This is a genomic window from Aerococcus sp. NPDC058936, assembly GCF_042741995.1.
Classification (GTDB): domain Bacteria; phylum Bacillota; class Bacilli; order Lactobacillales; family Aerococcaceae; genus Aerococcus.
Window position 1 is genome coordinate 1 of sequence record NZ_JBHYKZ010000011.1, and the last position, 16940, is coordinate 16940.

24 protein-coding genes and 2 other annotated features are annotated in these 16940 nt (G+C 35.1%); of the genes, 18 read left to right on the forward strand and 6 right to left on the reverse strand.

Annotated elements, in window-relative coordinates:
- The first annotated feature begins 265 nt into the window (after positions 1 to 265).
- The 7 genes from mreC (at position 266) to rpmA (ending at position 5353) form a co-directional block, all read left to right on the forward strand.
- Positions 266 to 1183, forward strand: a complete 918-nt coding sequence (gene mreC, locus ACFW0C_RS08695; protein ID WP_378106834.1) for a rod shape-determining protein MreC — start codon at positions 266 to 268, stop codon at positions 1181 to 1183.
- A gap of 11 nt (positions 1184 to 1194) precedes the next feature.
- A complete protein-coding gene (gene mreD / locus ACFW0C_RS08700; protein ID WP_290490804.1) occupies positions 1195 to 1716 on the forward strand; it encodes a rod shape-determining protein MreD in 522 nt (173 codons plus the stop codon).
- Between the two features lie 45 nt (positions 1717 to 1761).
- Positions 1762 to 1980, forward strand: a binding site (T-box leader).
- Positions 1981 to 2038: 58 nt separating this feature from the next.
- On the forward strand, positions 2039 to 3493 hold the full coding sequence (locus ACFW0C_RS08705; RefSeq protein ID WP_378106835.1) for an ABC transporter permease subunit: 1455 nt from the start codon (positions 2039 to 2041) through the stop codon (positions 3491 to 3493).
- A 15-nt stretch (positions 3494 to 3508) separates the two neighbouring features.
- A complete protein-coding gene (locus tag ACFW0C_RS08710) occupies positions 3509 to 4186 on the forward strand; it encodes an amino acid ABC transporter ATP-binding protein (RefSeq protein WP_290490802.1) in 678 nt (225 codons plus the stop codon).
- Positions 4187 to 4287: 101 nt separating this feature from the next.
- Positions 4288 to 4364, forward strand: a sequence feature (ribosomal protein L21 leader region).
- Between the two features lie 15 nt (positions 4365 to 4379).
- Positions 4380 to 4688, forward strand: a complete 309-nt coding sequence (rplU, locus tag ACFW0C_RS08715) for a 50S ribosomal protein L21 (protein ID WP_290490801.1) — start codon at positions 4380 to 4382, stop codon at positions 4686 to 4688.
- A 16-nt stretch (positions 4689 to 4704) separates the two neighbouring features.
- On the forward strand, positions 4705 to 5052 hold the full coding sequence (locus tag ACFW0C_RS08720) for a ribosomal-processing cysteine protease Prp (protein ID WP_290490800.1): 348 nt from the start codon (positions 4705 to 4707) through the stop codon (positions 5050 to 5052).
- A gap of 13 nt (positions 5053 to 5065) precedes the next feature.
- Positions 5066 to 5353, forward strand: coding sequence for a 50S ribosomal protein L27 (rpmA, locus tag ACFW0C_RS08725; RefSeq protein WP_290490799.1), 288 nt, complete (start codon positions 5066 to 5068; stop codon positions 5351 to 5353).
- A gap of 62 nt (positions 5354 to 5415) precedes the next feature.
- On the opposite strand, the gene ACFW0C_RS08730 is transcribed toward rpmA, so the two are convergent.
- The 5 genes from ACFW0C_RS08730 to ACFW0C_RS08750 form a co-directional block, all read right to left on the reverse strand.
- Positions 5416 to 6528 carry a tyrosine-type recombinase/integrase gene (locus tag ACFW0C_RS08730; protein ID WP_378106836.1) on the reverse strand — a complete coding sequence of 371 codons (1113 nt, stop codon included), beginning with the start codon at positions 6526 to 6528 and terminating at the stop codon, positions 5416 to 5418.
- Between the two features lie 212 nt (positions 6529 to 6740).
- Complete coding sequence (locus ACFW0C_RS08735; protein WP_378106905.1) at positions 6741 to 7682, reverse strand: Abi family protein; 942 nt, start codon at positions 7680 to 7682, stop codon at positions 6741 to 6743.
- Positions 7683 to 7719: 37 nt separating this feature from the next.
- On the reverse strand, positions 7720 to 8895 hold the full coding sequence (locus ACFW0C_RS08740; protein WP_378106837.1) for a DUF4041 domain-containing protein: 1176 nt from the start codon (positions 8893 to 8895) through the stop codon (positions 7720 to 7722).
- Between the two features lie 10 nt (positions 8896 to 8905).
- A complete protein-coding gene (locus tag ACFW0C_RS08745) occupies positions 8906 to 9304 on the reverse strand; it encodes an ImmA/IrrE family metallo-endopeptidase (RefSeq protein WP_378106838.1) in 399 nt (132 codons plus the stop codon).
- 8 nt (positions 9305 to 9312) lie between these two features.
- Positions 9313 to 9747, reverse strand: coding sequence for a helix-turn-helix domain-containing protein (locus tag ACFW0C_RS08750; RefSeq protein WP_378106839.1), 435 nt, complete (start codon positions 9745 to 9747; stop codon positions 9313 to 9315).
- A gap of 178 nt (positions 9748 to 9925) precedes the next feature.
- On the opposite strand from ACFW0C_RS08750, the gene ACFW0C_RS08755 reads away from it, so the two are divergent.
- Genes ACFW0C_RS08755 through ACFW0C_RS08770 form a run of 4 tightly spaced genes read left to right on the forward strand, consistent with a single transcriptional unit; the run spans position 9926 to position 11440 of the window.
- Positions 9926 to 10162: a helix-turn-helix domain-containing protein gene (locus tag ACFW0C_RS08755; RefSeq protein ID WP_378106840.1), complete on the forward strand. Its 237-nt coding sequence runs from the start codon at positions 9926 to 9928 to the stop codon at positions 10160 to 10162.
- 13 nt (positions 10163 to 10175) lie between these two features.
- On the forward strand, positions 10176 to 10916 hold the full coding sequence (locus ACFW0C_RS08760) for a phage antirepressor KilAC domain-containing protein (RefSeq protein ID WP_378106841.1): 741 nt from the start codon (positions 10176 to 10178) through the stop codon (positions 10914 to 10916).
- A gap of 2 nt (positions 10917 to 10918) precedes the next feature.
- Positions 10919 to 11242, forward strand: coding sequence for a hypothetical protein (locus tag ACFW0C_RS08765; protein WP_378106842.1), 324 nt, complete (start codon positions 10919 to 10921; stop codon positions 11240 to 11242).
- A gap of 3 nt (positions 11243 to 11245) precedes the next feature.
- A complete protein-coding gene (locus ACFW0C_RS08770; RefSeq protein WP_325756554.1) occupies positions 11246 to 11440 on the forward strand; it encodes a hypothetical protein in 195 nt (64 codons plus the stop codon).
- On the opposite strand, the gene ACFW0C_RS08775 is transcribed toward ACFW0C_RS08770, so the two are convergent.
- Positions 11437 to 11604 carry a YjzC family protein gene (locus ACFW0C_RS08775; protein WP_325756553.1) on the reverse strand — a complete coding sequence of 56 codons (168 nt, stop codon included), beginning with the start codon at positions 11602 to 11604 and terminating at the stop codon, positions 11437 to 11439. The two genes, ACFW0C_RS08770 and ACFW0C_RS08775, sit on opposite strands and share 4 nt — an antisense overlap.
- A gap of 146 nt (positions 11605 to 11750) precedes the next feature.
- On the opposite strand from ACFW0C_RS08775, the gene ACFW0C_RS08780 reads away from it, so the two are divergent.
- From ACFW0C_RS08780 to ACFW0C_RS08810, 7 genes are read left to right on the forward strand one after another with little or no spacing between them, the layout of a single operon-like run.
- Positions 11751 to 11966 carry a helix-turn-helix transcriptional regulator gene (locus tag ACFW0C_RS08780; RefSeq protein ID WP_325756552.1) on the forward strand — a complete coding sequence of 72 codons (216 nt, stop codon included), beginning with the start codon at positions 11751 to 11753 and terminating at the stop codon, positions 11964 to 11966.
- Positions 11953 to 12150 (forward strand): hypothetical protein, encoded by a 198-nt coding sequence (locus ACFW0C_RS08785; RefSeq protein WP_378106843.1) that lies wholly within the window; start codon positions 11953 to 11955, stop codon positions 12148 to 12150. The genes ACFW0C_RS08780 and ACFW0C_RS08785 overlap by 14 nt, the downstream gene beginning before the upstream one ends.
- 2 nt (positions 12151 to 12152) lie before the next feature.
- Positions 12153 to 12341, forward strand: coding sequence for a hypothetical protein (locus ACFW0C_RS08790; RefSeq protein WP_378106844.1), 189 nt, complete (start codon positions 12153 to 12155; stop codon positions 12339 to 12341).
- Between the two features lie 56 nt (positions 12342 to 12397).
- A complete protein-coding gene (locus tag ACFW0C_RS08795) occupies positions 12398 to 14416 on the forward strand; it encodes an AAA family ATPase (protein ID WP_378106845.1) in 2019 nt (672 codons plus the stop codon).
- 11 nt (positions 14417 to 14427) lie between these two features.
- Entirely contained in the window at positions 14428 to 15213 is a 786-nt protein-coding gene (gene bet / locus ACFW0C_RS08800; protein WP_378106846.1) for a phage recombination protein Bet, read from the forward strand.
- Between the two features lie 2 nt (positions 15214 to 15215).
- Positions 15216 to 15914 carry an MBL fold metallo-hydrolase gene (locus tag ACFW0C_RS08805; RefSeq protein WP_378106847.1) on the forward strand — a complete coding sequence of 233 codons (699 nt, stop codon included), beginning with the start codon at positions 15216 to 15218 and terminating at the stop codon, positions 15912 to 15914.
- 14 nt (positions 15915 to 15928) lie between these two features.
- Positions 15929 to 16939, forward strand: coding sequence for a DnaD domain-containing protein (locus ACFW0C_RS08810; RefSeq protein WP_378106848.1), 1011 nt, complete (start codon positions 15929 to 15931; stop codon positions 16937 to 16939).
- Position 16940: the final 1 nt, after the last annotated feature.

Consider the following 16940-nt stretch of genomic DNA (forward strand, 5'->3'; position numbering starts at 1 on the left):
TAACTTTATGATAATGGAGATTCCTCTTTTTTTGTAAAAAAAATATAGAACCAATGACTTTTTTGAAGTCATCAGTCCTATATATTGTAGAGCCTATTTTTGAAAAGGGAGGCGAAAGCTTCTCTTTTTTCGTTTATGCATTTTATATTCTCTTAAGATTATCCTAAAATAAACATTAAGGATAGAAATGCATAGATAAACATTACAAATTAACTTTAGACTTTGTTATAATAAATACCATATGTAAGTGAAGGGATGGATAATATTGCGACGATTTTTTGAAAATAAAAAATTAATTGTCCTGCTTGTTAGTGTCATCACTTCATTCAGTATGATTGCCTACTCAATATTTAGTCAATCACAGATGCCCAAACCAATCTTATGGGTGAATGATGTGACCGCTGTTGTGGGTAGATTTGTTTCTACACCTACGAATGCGATGATGCGCTTTACAGATTCAATTAACGATTTAATGAACACTTATGAAGAAAACCAACGATTGAAAAGCCAAATTTCTTCGCTTGAGGAACTAGAGGCTCAAAATGAGATATTACAAAGTGAGAATGAAGAATTATCTGCCTTACTAGACTTACAACCGTCTTTGGTGGGTAAAAATGTAATTGCTTCATCTGTTATTTCTAGATCACCTGATACTTGGTTAGACTCTATTACAATTGATGTAGGGGCCAATAGTGGCGTTGAGAAGAACATGTCTGTAATGACTGAGAGTGGTCTTGTTGGGCATGTAACTGAAGTATCTGCTACTAGTTCTAAAGTTCAGTTACTAATTACTGAAAATAATCAAATGACGAATGTTGCTGTCAGTATTCAAACGGATGATGGTATTGTGTCTGGTATTTTATCCGACTATGATGAAAAATCACAGGAATTGATTCTTGAACAAGTGCCGAAAGATGCTCAAATTTCTGAAGGTAACACTGTGACAACAAGTGGGCTTGGTGGAGTATCTCCAGAAGGGTTAATTATTGGTGAAGTAACCTCAGCTTCATCTGATAACTTTGGCTTGTCTCAGTCTGTTAGAGTAAAACCAGCTGCTGACTTTAAAGATATCCGAACTGTATTGGTTGTCATGACTTTGAATAACTCTTCAAGCGACTCATCTGCTGATAGTGAGGACCAAGCTGATGAATCATCTTCTGCCTCTTCAGCTAGTGATGAGTAGGGGAGGTCAGTATGTTACATTTTTTTAAGAATAACTTTTTGATTCCAAGTTTTGTATTCTTAATTCTATTGTTAGATGGTAGTGTCATGACCATGCTATCCTACAGTTTAGGTAGTGAGAACTTTCAAATCAGTCCCCAGTTTACGCTAATGGTGATCACCTTACTCGCTGTATATTTAATGAATGATACGAATATATTCTTAGTGAGCATTGTCATAGGTTTTATATACGACGCCTATTATTCTTCAATCTTGGGTGTGAATTTATTCCTATTTCCGATAATCGTCATTCTAACTAGGGCTGTCATTAAAAAGTTCCCAATGAATTTTTATACAATCTGGTTGTGGCTATTAATTGTTTATACTGGTTATACGCACTTTATCTATGCCTTGTATTATTTAATCGATATACATAATAGCGCCTATAATTACTTTTTAAGCCAAAACTATATACCATCATTATTATTCAATGCCTTCTTAGGATTTATTTTTATTTGGCTAATTCAGAAATTAGTGATTTGGTTTGAAAAATAATGCTTGATTAAAAATTAAAAAATGATTATAATGAATTTACAAATATGAAAAGTGTTGATTGGAAGAGGTTACGAACCTTTTATTAAAGAGAGCCTAGCGAAGCTGAGAATAGGTATAAAAATCGTATCTACACACCCAAGAGCAAATTATTAAAAATAATTCGTGCGTGAGCGTTAATCACAGTGTCAAGTTTGACACGCAGAGATAGTAATCGTGAGGTTACTATGAAAAAAGGTGGAACCACGTTTATTTCACGTCCTTTTATACCAACGGCGTTTGGTGTAGAAGGGCGTTTTTTTTATTCAACTGGAGGGTGGAAGTAATGAAGAATTTTACATTTAGTAATCTATTATTATCAATTATTTTATCGTTAGGATTAGTGTTTGCTGTAGGACAAACATCAGTTAGAGCAACGGAATCTGAGGATACGAGCGGCGAAACTTATGTTATCGGTTTAGACGATACATTTGCGCCAATGGGTTTCCGTGACGGGTCAGGTGAATTAGTCGGCTTTGACATCGACCTGGCCAATGCTGTAGCTGACCTATATGGTTGGAATTTAGAGTTTCAACCAATTGATTGGGCGATGAAAGAAACTGAGTTAAATTCAGGGAATATCGATATGATCTGGAATGGTTATGGCATCACACCGGAACGTGAAGAAATGGTTTTGTTCTCTGAACCTTATATCGAATCTGGTCAAACGGTTATTAGTAAAAAAGGTTCGGGTATTGAGGAACTTTCAGATTTAGCGGGTAAAACAATAGCCACTCAATCTGGGTCTACAGCCTTAACATTTATGCAAGAGTGGCCAGAAGACCTATACAACCAATTAGCTGATGAACCCGTCTTATATCCTTCATACAATGAAGTATTTGCTGATTTGGATGCTGACCGTGTGGATGCTATCTATGCTGGGGATATTTATTCTCGTTATACCTTAAATCAAAAAGGGACTTTGGATGAATATGAGTACTTTGTAGATGAAACATCTATCGAACCGATGGGTGTTGGTTTCAGAAAATCTGATACCGAATTAAAAGAACAAGTGGATGCGGGGATTGAAGAGTTAAGACAAAATGGTACATATGATGAAATTGAAGCGAAATGGTTTGGTGAAGATTCAGAATCCACGGGCTCATCAAATATTGTGATGACAGTATTACCATCATTATTAAACGGATTAAAACTCACTTTACTTTTATTTGCAATCGTATTAGTCATTTCAGTACCAATCGGTTTCTTAATCGGAATCTTACGTGTCTTTGGACCAAAATGGTTACAAGGAATTATTGAAGCTTATGTTTTCATCATGCGTGGTAGTCCACTAATGCTTCAATTGATGGTGATTTTCTTTGGTTTACCATATATTGGTATCGCTATGGATCGATTCCCAGCAGCTGTTCTTGCATATGTGATTAACTATGCTGCTTATTTTGCAGAAATCTTTAGAGGTGGTATTTCAGCAGTGCCGGACGGTCAATATGAAAGTATTTCGGTATTAGGTATTGGTAAAATCCGTGGTTTTAGAAGAATTATCTTACCACAAGTAGTAAACATTGTATTACCTTCAATTGGTAACGAAGTGATTTCCTTAGTTAAAGATACTTCATTAGTATATGTTATCGGTCTTGGCGAGTTACTAAGAGCCGGAAATATCGCAGCGAATACCTATGCATCGCTAGCACCATACTTAGTTGCGGGAGCTATATACCTAATCGTCACAGCAGGACTCACATTCGTCTTACGCAAATTTGAAAACCAATTGAAATGGTAAAAGGGAGGTCATCGTATGTCATTGAAAGTATCAGGACTAAATAAGGCTTATAAGGATAACCAAGTTATTAAAGATTATAATTTTGAAATCAACCCAGGTGAAGTGGTGATATTACTAGGTCGTTCAGGGACAGGTAAAACAACATTTATGCGTATTATCAACAATCTTGAAGAAGCTGACCGCGGCACGATTGAAATTAACGGCAAAGTCTTATCAAAAGACAACGGCACTAAAGCAGTCTATAGTTCAAATAGTGAACGCCGTGCTTATCAAAATGAATTAGGAATGGTTTTCCAGGATTATCAATTATTTCCGAATTTAACCGTAATTCAAAATCTGATTGAAGCCCCCTTAGCACAAGGTCTGAAAAATAAAGCAGCATTGATTGAAGAGGGTAAAAAATTATTAGCAGATGTTGGTTTATCTGACAAAGCAGATGTATTCCCATCCACATTATCGGGTGGACAGAAGCAACGGGTAGCAATTGCTAGAGCGTTAATGTTAAACCCAAGTGTATTGTGTTTTGATGAACCTACTTCAGCTTTGGATAGAGAATCAGCGGATCAAATCGGTGGTTTGATTACGGCCTTAGCTAAAGAACAAGGCAAAGCCATTCTGATTGTTACCCACGATACAGTCTTTGGTAAACAGATTGGGACAAGAATTGAATCATCTACTGCATTCGCCAAATAGTCCAAAGAAGGTTTTATCAACTTTTTAACTTAATTATGATGATTTTCTTGACGGGGTTAGGTTAATTTGGTAATATATATGATGTTGTAAAAAGTGTGAGCACCACACTGCAACCGCACATGATATCGTATATTAAGCGTCGAAAAGACCACGTGTCGTGGCGAGTCTAAGTCTATATAAGGAGGTGCGTTAGATGTACGCAATTATTAAAACTGGTGGAAAACAAATTAAAGTTGAAGCTGGACAAGCTATCTACATTGAAAAATTAAATGCAGAAGCAGGAGAAAAAGTTACTTTTGATCAAGTAGTTTTTGTTGGTGGTGACGATGTTAAAGTAGGAACACCTTTAGTTGAAGGTGCGACTGTTGAAGCAACTGTTGAAAAACAAGGTCGTCAAAAGAAAGTAACAACTTTCAAATACAAAGCTAAAAAAGATTCTCACCGTAAACAAGGTCATCGTCAACCATACACTAAAGTTGTTATCGACTCAATCAACGCTTAATTAAAAGTGTGATGACATGATTCAAGCAATTTTTAAAACTGACGAGAAAGATCAATTTGTTAGCTTTGAAGTTTCTGGCCACGCATTTGCTGGTGAATATGGGCAAGATGTTGTCTGTGCAGGCGTATCCGCAGTAGTTTTATCAACTGTGAATAACCTGACACGTATGGCAAGTATCGAACCGCTTATTGAAGCCGATGAAGAAAATGGCGGTTACTTGTATGTTGAGTTAACCAAGGATCTCTCTACGGAGCAGGGTCAACTTGCTCAAATGTTATTAACAAGTTGCTATTTGGCCTTGTCTGAAGATATTGAAGCCAATTACAGTGACTTTATACATGTATCCAAAACAACGAAATATTAGAGGAGGTTATCCCATGTTGAAATTTAATTTACAATTCTTCGCCCACAAAAAAGGGGGCGGGTCTACTGCCAACGGTCGTGACTCTCAAGCAAAACGTTTAGGTGCTAAACGTGCTGACGGTCAAGAAGTTTCAGGTGGTTCAATTTTATACCGTCAACGCGGTACTAAAATTTACCCAGGTGTAAACGTAGGACGCGGTGGAGACGATACTTTATTTGCTAAAGTTGATGGAATCGTTCGTTTCGAACGTAAAGGCCGTGACCAAAAACAAGTATCAGTTTATCCAGTAGCTGCTGAATAAATCGTTGATATATCAACATTTATAGGCTGTCTTATTTCCCCAAGGGGCAGATAAGGGGCAAACTACTCCGCAATGTTCAAATTGAGCATTGCGTTTTTTTGTTGTGCTCGCATTTTTTTCGTAAAGTGAGCATATACTTTATCTATCATCTTAGTGTCAGCATGACCTACTTGTTCAGCGATTATTTCCTTTGATACGCCGTTCTGAACAGCTAGAGATATAAACGTATGTCTAAAGTAATGGGTGCTCACAGGCTTGCTTATAATGCCTTTTAAGCTAACGTTCATCTGTGCAGGTCTAATAGGATATCCAGTATTGCCTACAAATAAAAGTCGTTGTTCTCTATTTTTATTCGTTTCTAACATTTTCAATTTAGCGTGTTGGATTTGTTCAGTTAACGCCTTTTTCACATCATCATTAAAAAATACCACACGATCGTCACCGTTTTTAGGAGCGGTAAATATTTTATGGTCATGGTCATAATTCTTGCTGACAACAATCGTGTGTTCTTCTAAATTAACATCATCAAAATTCAAAGCCACCATTTCACTAAACCGCATACCTGTCCCAGATTGTATGATTGCCATACGAGCATATTCTTCATTATCTTCACTTTTAAAATAGTCGATAATTTGATTTAGTTCATCAGGCTCTAGGTATTTTAATTTATTCTTTTCAGACCGATTGATTTTAGGCACTTCTAGCAGGTCTAGCAACATATGTTGGTCAATCCCTTTATACTTCATAGCAAATTTTATTACTTGTTTCAATGTGTTGTTGGCGAGTACAACTGACGAATATTTATATCTACCATCTGTTAACAACTCTAAATAATAGTTATTAATCATATTTGCTGCTAATTTTTCAAATTTAACGTTACCAAATTTATTGGTTAACAACTTTATATTGTTAGCTGTTCGCTGGGCAGTCGACTGTTTAACATTTTGCTTGTGTACTTTAAACCAATCATTTGCAATATCCTCTAAAGCTAAGCCACTTTGTGGTGCGTTTATTAATTCTTCAATTCGTTGATTTAATATTGCAGTAGCTTGCTTCCTAGTGCTTGCTGTGTTCTTTTCCATTGTCACGCTTACACGTTCCATTTTATCTGTAAGCGGATCTTTGTATCGTTCAACAAATTTTACTTTTCCATTAGCTGTTTTTTCCGACCACATTTAAAATTTTCCTTTCTTATGTTAAAATAGGGTATACAAAAAGCACACACATAGTGCGTTTTGTTAAAACTTCAGTACCTCACTCTTCGACCGACCAAAGTGTAGAGTGGGGTTTTTTGTTAATAAAAAAGCCGATGCATTTGCATCGGCGAAACCTGCATATTAAGTGCAAGCCAAGGGAATATCCTTGTTTCCTCAAATAAATATTACCATTATTTATTCAGGTGGTCAATGCATTTGTTTATTGAAAAGAAACCGCTATGGTAATCTAAGCTATCGTCATAAAGTTGTATGTTCTTTTTGACTCGTTCCATGACAATTTTTCCTTCTTTGAATCTTCTTTGGTTTAATTCCAATGAACAATTTTTTTTATGAACAGAAAATAGGACTACTAAATCGTGTATTTTGTGATATTGGATGGAATTTCTGCCTATTTTAATTTCTTTTCCTAATGATACAGTTCTTTGTCTAGGTCTCTCAATTTTATCCTTATCATTGAAAAAGTTTATAAAGTAAACATCATTATGAGCACATGAGTTTCTTATGTTCTTAATGAATTGTAAGTCTGAATGATTGATAACCTTATTGAAATCAGGATACTTGCTAATATAAAATTCAATAAATCTATTCAATGTCCCGAATTCAATTATTTCAAGAAAAACCCAAACAGATACTTCATTTTTTCGTTTTCTGTACATTTCCTTTTTATATTTATTGCCGCTAAAATGACTCATTGCTTTATTATATAAATATGGAAACTCATCTTTAAATTCATCCAAAATTGTATATCCATCTTCAGAATTATTTTTAGTCAGATGAGTCATCAAGTTTGTCTTAGAAATATGTTCAATATCAAGACACAGGTCAAATAGATAAGATCGTAAATATGTATCTATTGATGACATATCATATAGAGCCATGAAATCTAGACCTCTATATTTTCCGTCAGTTTTATAAAAGTTTTTTCTGTAGCTAATTAGCCGATAATAGTAATTTCGTTCTGATAGAATTTTAATGACATCTTCACTAGAGTGATAGTTAAAAGTTATTCCTCTATCTCTAATTTTTTCATATAAACCTTTAAAAGACTCTTTAGATTTCAGTTTTTCTCCTCCTAAATATGATATATTATTTTTGAAATATGAAAGTCCTATTTCAGCTCCCCAGCTATGAAGTAGGGCCGTTTTTTGTTTATTTTTTTAACATTAATTGTGTTTGTCTGTATTCAAATGCCTCAGCATCTTCGGTTACCTCGATTGCTAATTCTGTATGTGTATCTAATATTTCTTGTATTTTAGAGAAAGGGACTTTAAAGTACTCTTTTCTTTGATTAATTTGGTTAACTCTATACTTGGCTAATTTTTTATGAATTTCGTTTTCCAATCCAAATGCATTTTCACTAAAAATTAGAGCATGAATATCAAACTGGAACGGAACCGAAGCGCTACTTAATTCTCTAATTCTGTCTAGAGGCTCAAGCCTTCTGGTGACGCCTACTTTATACACATCTTCACCGAAAGAACCTATGTTAGAGATGATATATACATACCCGGCTGTCGCATGTCCTTCCCTATAATCGATATCTTCTTCTATTTCATCTAATTCTATTAACTTAGTTTCGTATTCTGTGAGTTGCCTTAGCAATTCTTCCTTATTTTCAGGGTTGGAGTCTTTCAATAAGTCTTGTACTTTTTGAATCATATTTGAATAATGTGTTCTATCTTTATTTAATTGTGCGCGTCTACTTGCAATTTCTTTTTGTAATTTTTTATCTTCTTTTTCTTTTTCTCGTTGCTCGCGCAATAACTGTTTCTCAGTTTCTTTTTGCATCTCAAATTCCGCTGCAAGGTATAATTCTTCTTTCTTTAGCTTTAAGTATGCAGGATGAATAGTTATCTCATTTCTTTTATATAGTTTATTTAGCTGAGTAAAGGTCCTTTCAATAGCCTTCACTTTACTCTCAACATTGCTGACTGTAATTTTGACAAGAAGTGCATCAGCTTCCCCATTAAAACCTCTAATCATAGCCTTAATAAGTTGGTTTTGCATAGTTTTCCCTTTAGCCGCACTGCCATTTAACTGCATAGGGTTGACAATAATCCCAGCCTTATTATCTTTTACCATTTGCTTTTCTTTATCTCTAATTGATGCTAATTTTTGCTTATATTTTTGGCTATCTGAAAATTTATATTTTCTTTCATAAAATCCATAATCCAAAATTTCTATGTCTTTTTCAGCATTAGAAATTTGATTCTTTAAGTCTTTCAATTCTGCTTTTTTCTGCGAAATCTGACTATCTAGAGCTTTTACTTTATTAGTCAAAACTTCATCAACTGGTAGCTTTTTCAAGAAATCAAACAAACCCATTACTTCCTCCCTAAATCATACCTTTGACTTTATACATATAAATAGCACTTTCCACAATATTCTCTGGTAACTCTAAATCTTCAGCTATTTCATATAATAACACAGCATCTTCACTATCTTGGTATCTAGCTATATGGTCCACAGGTATCAATTGACCGTAAGACCATCTTCGTGCCATCGCCTCATCCTTTGCATATTTATCGTAGTTAGTTATGTTCTTATGGGAAGAAGTGAAGTAATGACCGACTTCTTCTGCAACAGTTGATAATTGGGCTGATAGGGGTTTTCTTTTATTTACGTATATATGATTGCCCAAGATCATACCAGATAAATCATCGGGCATATCTTCTTCAAAATGGAAATACAGCTCATTATCATATTTAGAAATAAAATCTTCTAATTCATTCAAGTAATCACCTACTTTTTATGACGTTTTTTAATTTTCTCTATATAAGCTTGTACCTCAGCTTCTTCTTCATCGGTTAAATTATCATTCTTATGTGCTGCGATTAAGATGTCATCAGCTTCTTCAGATTTTCTTTGTTCTTCAAGTTGTTCCTCTGCGAATTTAAAAACTCTCTTTTGTCTAACAGGTTCTAGATCATTGTATATAGTGTTAATATCACTTAATTGAGTCTCCTCTTTTGAGAATCCTAAAATATAAGCAGATTCTAAATCAAGAGCTTTAGCAAAATCATCTACTTTATTTAAGGGAAATTCTCGTGTGCGATTAAAATATCTAGATATTGCTGATTTAGCCATATTAACGCGTCTAGCAAGTTCACTAATTGATAGACCTTTTTCTTTAGTTCGGTTTTCTATAATAGTAACTATTTCTTCGTTGGTCCTCATTTTGTAACCTCCTCAAATCTTGTTGGTTTGATTATAACACCGTTCCCAAATGGATACAATAAATAAGTTTAAGAAAGCATAAAAAATATTTTTTAAAACAAATTGTTGACATTCGAGAACAAACGGAGTATATTTATGTTGTTCCCGAAAGAGAACAAGAAGCGAAAGGAGGTATCTTATGAAACTTAATTTAAAAAGATTACGAGCTGAACGCATTGCACAAGGTCTGTCTCAAGAAGAAATGGCTCATCTAATGGGCTGGAAAAGTCGTGGAGCATACGCTAAACGAGAAAATGGCTTCGTTAATATTGGCGCTGATGAATTGGCTCATATGGCAGAAATTTTAGGATATGAAGCGGATGATTTAGGGATTTTTTTTACAGTAAACGTTCCCAAAAGAGAACAGTTGATTTGAAAGGAGCATAAAGATGAACGAAATTAACTTATTCAATTTACAAGAAAAAGAAGATGGTTCTGTTGCTGTAAGTGGTAGAGAATTACATGAGTTTTTAGAAATTGGTACACCATATGCAAAATGGTTTGAACGGATGACTGAATATGGTCTTGAAGAAAATACAGACTATATAGTGACGGACATTTTTGTCCCTAACTCAAAAGGTGGAAAACAAATACAAATTAACCATGCCTTAACAATCGACACTGCAAAAGAAATCTCGATGATCCAGAGAAATGAAAAAGGCAAACAAGCACGTCAATACTTTATCCAGGTAGAGAAAGCTTGGAATAGCCCAGAAATGATTATGAAGCGAGCATTGCAGATTGCTGACCGTAAAGTTATTGATTTACAAGAGCAGATAGCTTTGGACAAGCCAAAAGTGATTTTCGCTGATGCAGTATCAGCAAGTCACACCAGTATTTTGGTGGGTGAGTTATCCAAATTGCTGCGACAAAATGGTGTGGACATTGGTCAAAACCGCTTGTTTTCTTGGTTGCGTGAAAACGGGTTTTTGATTAGGAGAAAGGGTACTGACTTCAATATGCCGACTCAAAAGTCAATGGACCTAGAGTTATTTGAAATCAAGGAACGGACGATTAATAACGCTGATGGTTCTATTCGTACGACACGTACACCTAAGGTAACTGGAAAAGGGCAGCAGTATTTTATTAATAAATTTCTGAAAGAGTTAGAAATAGTTTCGGGGGTGTAGGCATGGAAGTGGTAAAAGTAAGGGCTATGCACAGTCCATATGTGTACGCCAAAGACATCAAGGTGCTAATTAATCAGAAAAACGTATCAAACTTCTTACGAGATTTCAGAGAATTTGTAGATGAAAATCCAACTTATTTTAGTCCATATCGTGGCTATCACAAGCGCACAGGAAAAGATTCACTTTATGATGTGATTCCGATTCTATGGTTTAACGAGAATAAGGAATTTGCGACTGCAGGAAGTAGAACCGTGACATTTAAGCAAGATTTACCAAGATTAAAAGAATTAGTAGAGATACACACATACAAAGTGGGGGAAATGTAAAAGATGAAAAAGACAATAAAAACACTCGCTTTAATCGCAGTAACTGTTACAGCAGTCAAAGCTTTCAAACGAGTGAAATTCAACCATTACTTAACTCAATACAAAGAAAATGGGAAACAAATAGCTGAATCTTGGATTCAATTAGATTGTGATGACTATTACCACACATTTTCTAGTAAAAAGATTGTTTTAAATTAAATTTTTTTCCATTTACGACCTTTTTCTTGGGTAGGTGGTAAACGGTCACCTTGATCAATGGTTACTTGTCTACCTTTTGGTACAGATCCACCTCTAGGCCCGACTTCCTTATACTCTCCTGGACGTTTATTATCCTCTCCGGGTTTGTACAATTGCTTTGGCATGGTTGTCACCTCATTTCTTTATTTAGTCACATCGCTCAGTTGGTAGATGGGTCGATATGCTAATTACAGTATAACAAGGTAAATAATATTAATCAATATATAGTGATGATGGTTGATTTCTAATACAACATATAGGGGGTTAAGAATTGATTAGTAGAGAATTAATACTAAATTTTATTAAAAATAACGAGTTAAGCACTCGACAGATAGCGTTAAAAGCTAATATCAGCTCACAAAACCTATATAACTTTTTAAATGGAAAACTGAAAAGTATGGATGTTAACACAGCATTCAAGTTAGCAGACGCATTAGGCGTTGATATTAACGAATTTAGAGAGGATGAGGAAGATGAATCACGATAGTAAGAAGTTTCTATATTGGTCAGTTGTCACAGTTGCATATTTTATCGGTTGGGTATCGGCAATTGAATTCAACTTCAATGGTTTCATTACAACACTGCTATTTTGGGCTTTAGTTGGGAATGCATATAGGACCTATCAATATGCTAAGACGGCAGATTTATTTGTTGGATTTGAGGAGGACTAAATATGAAAACAAAAACAATTGATTGGATTAAAGAGCAGCGCCAACAACAGATTGAAATATCAGTGAAAGCATATGCTGAAAGTGGCGATGTGGTGCATTTAGAAGATATAGAAGCTATCAATGAGCACTATGATGAAATTCTAAAAGATATGCAGATATCTAGTTACTTTCACGCAAGAAATTTTTCATAAAAAAAGCACCTACGGCAATAGGTGCTAAATAAAACTTAAGTTAAGGAGATTATATCATGCAAATTAAATTAAACAAAATGAGTATTAGAAATTTTAAAGGCATTCAAGCTTATGATCTTACACCAGAGGGTGAACCAGTAAATGTTCAAGGCGATAACGGTACAGGTAAGACAACGCTGTATGATGCATTCTTATGGGCGCTATTCGGTAAGAATTCAACTGATCAGTCAGATAGTAAATTTGACTGGAAACCATTAGATAGTCAAGGAAACGAATTACATCACCTAGAAACAGAAGTGGAATTGCTGCTTGATGTCGGTGGCCAAGAAAAGAAACTAAGTCGGATGATTGCAGAAAAATGGACCAAAAAGCGTGGGTCAATTGAAGATACATTTTCTGGTCATAGCACCACATTCAAGATTGATGATTTGTCAGTTAAGAAGAAAGAATATACCGACTATTTAGATGACTTAATTGGTGAAGAACGCTTTAAGTTATTAACCAACGTTAACTACTTCCCTGAGGTCCTTGATTGGAAGAAACGTCGTGAAGTCCTAATTGAAATGGTTGGAGATATTACCGATGCAGATGTTATTGCTTCAAATAACGATTTAAAGCCACTTTCAGAGCTTTTAAAGGGCAAGTCAGCAGAAGAACTAATGAAACTAACTAAACAGCAAATGAAGCAAGCTAATGACGATATCAAGGCATTACCGAGCCGAATTGATGAAGTGGATAGAAGTTTGCCTGACTTAACTGGCTTAGATAGGAAACAGCTACATACTGATGAATCAGCTAAAGAACAACTAATCAGTCAGTACCAAGAAGATATCGCAAATATCAAGAATGGCGATGGTCAAAGTAAGTTGAAAAATGACTTGGCTAACAAACAACTAGAATATCGTGAAGCATTATCTGACTATAAAGACCAACTAAAAGAAGAATATTCTGGCTTTGAGGAAATGCTGCAAGCTAAACAAACTGAAAAAAATGAGCTAGCAATGCAGTTAACAGAGGCTAACAACAAGATACAACAAGCTAACTTTAACCTTAAAAATGTCACAAAAGAGATTGAAGCCACAACAGCAGAAAAAGACCGCTTATCTAAACAGTTCTTTGAGGTCAGAGATGAAGTAATGCCTAGCTTTGATGAACATCGAACAACATGTAAGATGTGTGGCCAAGAATTACCTGGTGATCAAATTGAAGAAATCAGAGCAAACTATCAAAAAGAAGTAGAAGAATTTAATCAAGATAAAGCTACAAAGCTTGAAGATATCCAAGTAAAAGGTAAAGAAAAAGCCATGAAAATCAAGGATCTCGAAGAAACGGTTGAATCATTTGAAAAACAGAAATTGGATATCAATAGTGCAATTGGAAAGCTTGAAAAAGGTATCGCTGATATAGATGAATCTATTGCCCAAATTCAAACAGAAATCAAATCTATTAAAGATGACCAAAAACCGTTTGAGGATACTGAACTTGGTCAAAAGCTAACTAAAGAAGGTAAAGACATTCAAGCCAAAATCGATGCGGGTGATGCTAACCATGAAGATGATATCGCGTTATTAAACGAGAAAATCGACATCGTTAAGGCTGAATTACTCCTTATAAATGATGACCTATATAAGTTCACTACATACGCTAATCAATATAAACGTAAACAAGAGCTTATCGATAGCGAGAAAGAGATTTCAGCACACTATGGGGCGTTACAAACGCAACTTTACCTGTTAGAAGAATTCACCAGAACAAAAGTCAATCTTCTAACTGATGCGATTAATGAAAAATTCAAGTTCGTTAAATTTAAGTTGTTTGAAGAAAACATCAACGGTGGCCTTGAAGAAATTTGTGAGCCAACGGTTGACGGTAACAACTACTCAACAGGATTGAATAACGCAGCACGAATCAATGCAGGTCTAGATATCATCAACACCTTAATGGACTACTATGAAATTAAAGTGCCGGTATTCATCGACAATGCAGAAGGTGTAAATGAGCTAATCGACATTGACACACAACTCATCACTTTATCAGTTTCAAAACATAAAAATCTAAATGTATCTGAATTTTAGGAGGAATTAAAATGGCAAATAATCAATTAGCAAACACAAAAATGTCGTATGAAGTAAATGGTGAACAAGTCGAACTAACAATGAATACGGTTAAGCAATATCTAGTTCAAGGTCAAGCAGATAAGGTCACTGACCAAGAATTAGTAATGTTTATGAATCTATGTAAGTATCAGAAACTAAATCCGTTCTTAAAAGAGGTTTATCTTGTTAAGTATGGTAATAATGCTCAAAACATTACTAGCAAAGAAGCTTTTATGAAACGTGCGGAAAATCATCCTAAATACGATGGATTTAAAGCTGGAATTATTGTAATTAACAAAAGTAATGGTGAGCTAAATCGTAGAGAAGGTACTTTCCATTTGGAAAACGAAACCCTAGTTGGTGGTTGGGCGCAAGTATTTAGAGAAGATAGAAAATATCCAACTATTGCTGAAGTAAGTATGAAAGAATATTCAAAAAATCAATCTACTTGGAAAGACATTCCATCAACAATGATTCGTAAAGTAGCTTTAGTACAAGCTTTGCGTGAAGCATTCCCAACTGATTTAGGGGCAATGTATACAGAAGAAGAATCACAACCAATTCGTCAAGATGTAACGCCAACTGTTGATGATTCCGTTCAACAAGAAATCGAACAGAACGCAAATTCAGAAGAACTTGATTTTACTGAAGGAGAGATTGTAGATCCATTCCCTATTCAAGAAGAACCACATGAAGTACCTAAACAAGCTAATAATATTAAACCAAAAATAGAAAACACAAATCCTAACTTTGAAACAGTATTACCAGGGTTCTAATCATGCTAGAAATCGAAACATTTGGATCCAATTCTACAGGTAACTGCTATCTCTTAAAAGACGGTAGCAGTCACTTGTTACTAGAAGCAGGTATACAACCAAAAAGGATGCAACTAGATTGGTCAAAAGTAGAAGGAGTGCTAATAAGTCATGAACACCAAGATCACGCCAAATACGCTAGGGATATCGTTAACAGAACAGCGGCAGACATATTTTGCTCAGCGGGTACAGGAAGTGTACTCAGCGGTGTACCAAGCCACAGAGTCAATCATGTTGAAGCTAAGAGAAATTTTACCACCGATAATTGGAAAATTATGCCGTTTGACATTGAACACGACGCTAAAGAGCCTTTGGGTTTCCTCATCGAAACGCCGTCTGGCCAAAGAGTGTTGTTTGCGACAGACACATACTACATTCGATATAGATTTACTGGCATCACTCATTTAATGATTGAGTGTAATTACAGTCTAGAAATTTTAGTACGTAATTATCAGCATAGAAAAATTGATAAAAAGCAGCGTAATCGGATTATTACAAGTCACTTTGAATTAAACAATGTAAGACAATTTTTGCAATCTAATGACTTGTCAAAATTACAAGAAGTTCACTTGTTGCATTTGAGTGATAGAAATTCAGATGCAGAGCAGTTTAAACGAGAAATACAGGCGATTGTAGGCGTTCCAACCTACATAGCAGAATAGGAGGAGGTGAAGGTATGGCCAAGAGAGTAGTTAGCACAGTATTTTGGGAAGATGAGAAGGTAGTTGATATGTTTTCGCCAGAGGATAAGTATTTCATGCTTTACCTGCTGACTAATCCCAGAACAACATCAATAGGCATATATGCGCTACCAGTCAAGATAGCAGCATTTGACCTTGGCTATTCGATTGATTCAGTAAAGGTTCTGCTAGAGCGATTTGAGAACAAATACAAGATGATTGTGTACTCAAAAGAGCAACAAGAAGTAGCGGTACTGAATACTTTGAGATATTCAATTTCAAAAGGTGGTAAGCCCATTGAAGATATGGTTTTACGTGAGATTGAAAAAGTTAAAAACATCAGTTCTTTAGAAATGACTCATAGCCGAATGATTGAATGGTGGTCAATTTCTGGACGGGATATTGATTTTAAGATTAAAGAGATCTTTGAAAAAGAGATTTTTAAAAGAAAAGAAGCAAAAGAAAATAATACTAATAATAAAGCTAATACTAATACTAATACCGATACGGTCGACGTATCGTGCAACGATTCGCTAACCGATACGTTAGAAAATTCGGTAGCACCATCGGAAGAACAGGTTGGTGTCATCGGTGCCATTGATTTTTACCAACAGAATTTTGGTGTCTTGAATCCTTACACTAGCCAACAAATAGTTGATGCAATAGATACCTTTAACGATGACATTGTCATTAAAGCTATGCAGATAGCTTTAGATAATAACGCACGTAACTATAACTATGTTCGAGCCATTTTAAAGAAATGGTACGAAAACAATGCGACAACCATTGATGATATTGATGCACTAGAACTTGAACACAAAAATAAACAAGCTAAGAAGTCATATGGAAAGTCACAAAAAGAATCTGTAGCACCAAAATGGCTAAACCAAGAAACAAGACAAGAGAAATACCAAGGCAAAGAATCAGCTATAGAACCAAAACAAGTTAGTGATGATGAAATTGCAGCATTAGAAAAATTAAAGAGTTCAGTATTAGGGGGAGAATAAA

Bases quoted from the DNA above. Each gene is read 5' to 3' on its own strand.
- mreD (WP_290490804.1), top strand. From the start codon at position 1,195: ATGTTACATTTTTTTAAGAATAACTTTTTGATTCCAAGTTTTGTATTC.
- ACFW0C_RS08705 (WP_378106835.1), top strand. From the start codon at position 2,039: ATGAAGAATTTTACATTTAGTAATCTATTATTATCAATTATTTTATCG.
- ACFW0C_RS08710 (WP_290490802.1), top strand. From the start codon at position 3,509: ATGTCATTGAAAGTATCAGGACTAAATAAGGCTTATAAGGATAACCAA.
- rplU (WP_290490801.1), top strand. From the start codon at position 4,380: ATGTACGCAATTATTAAAACTGGTGGAAAACAAATTAAAGTTGAAGCT.
- ACFW0C_RS08720 (WP_290490800.1), top strand. From the start codon at position 4,705: ATGATTCAAGCAATTTTTAAAACTGACGAGAAAGATCAATTTGTTAGC.
- rpmA (WP_290490799.1), top strand. From the start codon at position 5,066: ATGTTGAAATTTAATTTACAATTCTTCGCCCACAAAAAAGGGGGCGGG.
- ACFW0C_RS08730 (WP_378106836.1), bottom strand. From the start codon at position 6,528: ATGTGGTCGGAAAAAACAGCTAATGGAAAAGTAAAATTTGTTGAACGA.
- ACFW0C_RS08740 (WP_378106837.1), bottom strand. From the start codon at position 8,895: ATGGGTTTGTTTGATTTCTTGAAAAAGCTACCAGTTGATGAAGTTTTG.
- ACFW0C_RS08750 (WP_378106839.1), bottom strand. From the start codon at position 9,747: ATGAGGACCAACGAAGAAATAGTTACTATTATAGAAAACCGAACTAAA.
- ACFW0C_RS08755 (WP_378106840.1), top strand. From the start codon at position 9,926: ATGAAACTTAATTTAAAAAGATTACGAGCTGAACGCATTGCACAAGGT.
- ACFW0C_RS08760 (WP_378106841.1), top strand. From the start codon at position 10,176: ATGAACGAAATTAACTTATTCAATTTACAAGAAAAAGAAGATGGTTCT.
- ACFW0C_RS08765 (WP_378106842.1), top strand. From the start codon at position 10,919: ATGGAAGTGGTAAAAGTAAGGGCTATGCACAGTCCATATGTGTACGCC.
- ACFW0C_RS08770 (WP_325756554.1), top strand. From the start codon at position 11,246: ATGAAAAAGACAATAAAAACACTCGCTTTAATCGCAGTAACTGTTACA.
- ACFW0C_RS08775 (WP_325756553.1), bottom strand. From the start codon at position 11,604: ATGCCAAAGCAATTGTACAAACCCGGAGAGGATAATAAACGTCCAGGA.
- ACFW0C_RS08785 (WP_378106843.1), top strand. From the start codon at position 11,953: ATGAATCACGATAGTAAGAAGTTTCTATATTGGTCAGTTGTCACAGTT.
- ACFW0C_RS08790 (WP_378106844.1), top strand. From the start codon at position 12,153: ATGAAAACAAAAACAATTGATTGGATTAAAGAGCAGCGCCAACAACAG.
- ACFW0C_RS08795 (WP_378106845.1), top strand. From the start codon at position 12,398: ATGCAAATTAAATTAAACAAAATGAGTATTAGAAATTTTAAAGGCATT.
- bet (WP_378106846.1), top strand. From the start codon at position 14,428: ATGGCAAATAATCAATTAGCAAACACAAAAATGTCGTATGAAGTAAAT.
- ACFW0C_RS08805 (WP_378106847.1), top strand. From the start codon at position 15,216: ATGCTAGAAATCGAAACATTTGGATCCAATTCTACAGGTAACTGCTAT.
- ACFW0C_RS08810 (WP_378106848.1), top strand. From the start codon at position 15,929: ATGGCCAAGAGAGTAGTTAGCACAGTATTTTGGGAAGATGAGAAGGTA.